General features: G+C 67.0%; 1 protein-coding gene. It reads left to right on the plus strand.

What is annotated here, in order from left to right; all coding sequences use genetic code 11:
• Nucleotides 1-438: transposase (locus WDW90_RS37735; protein ID WP_336492823.1), on the plus strand; the 438-nt coding region annotated here is incomplete at its 5' end.
• Nucleotides 439-713: the final 275 nt, after the last annotated feature.

Here is a 713-nt window from a genome sequence, read left to right on the forward strand (position 1 = left end):
CAGGTCCTCGGCATCGTGCGCGGCGAGGCGGTCTGCCGCCGCCTGATGAGCGTGCCGGGCGTCGGCCCGATCACCGCGCTCGCCTTCCGCGCCACCATCGACCGACCCGAGCGCTTCCGCCGCTCGCGGGATGTGGGCGCGCATCTCGGCCTGACGCCGGCGCGCTATCAGTCCGGCGAGACCGATATCCAGGGCAAGATCAGCCGCTGCGGCGACGAACTTGCCCGCACCGCGCTCTACGAGGCTGCCCACTCCCTGCTGGTGCGCTCGCGCAAATGGTCGAGCTTGCGTGCCTGGGGCCTGAAGATAACCAAGCATCGCGGCATGGCCCGCGCCCGTGTGGCGGTCGCCCGGAAGCTGGCGATCGTCCTGCACAGGATGTGGCGGGACGAGACTTCGTTCCGCTTCGGCAAAGCGCCGGTACCGGCCGCGGCATGAAGGAGGCACGCCTGTCGGATCAGGCCAAATATCGCCCGCAAGGGTGAACCGGATCGTTCCCGCGGGGACGATGGGTGAGGTGATCTCGTTAAGAGCCATGAACCTGCGGCTCAGCCGTAAGGTCGTCGGACAGATTGAGACACCTTGCTCTTCTGACCCCATCATGCGGCGGCCTTCAGCGCCGACCGCGAAGAGAAGCGCGTGACCTGCGGGAGCGATACATCCGGGACCGATGAGGATCAGGAGTAGCTTGCCTCACTGCCCCCAATCAGAGA

The sequence above is a fragment of the Methylobacterium nigriterrae genome, assembly GCF_037106235.1.
GTDB classification, from domain to species: domain Bacteria; phylum Pseudomonadota; class Alphaproteobacteria; order Rhizobiales; family Beijerinckiaceae; genus Methylobacterium; species Methylobacterium nigriterrae.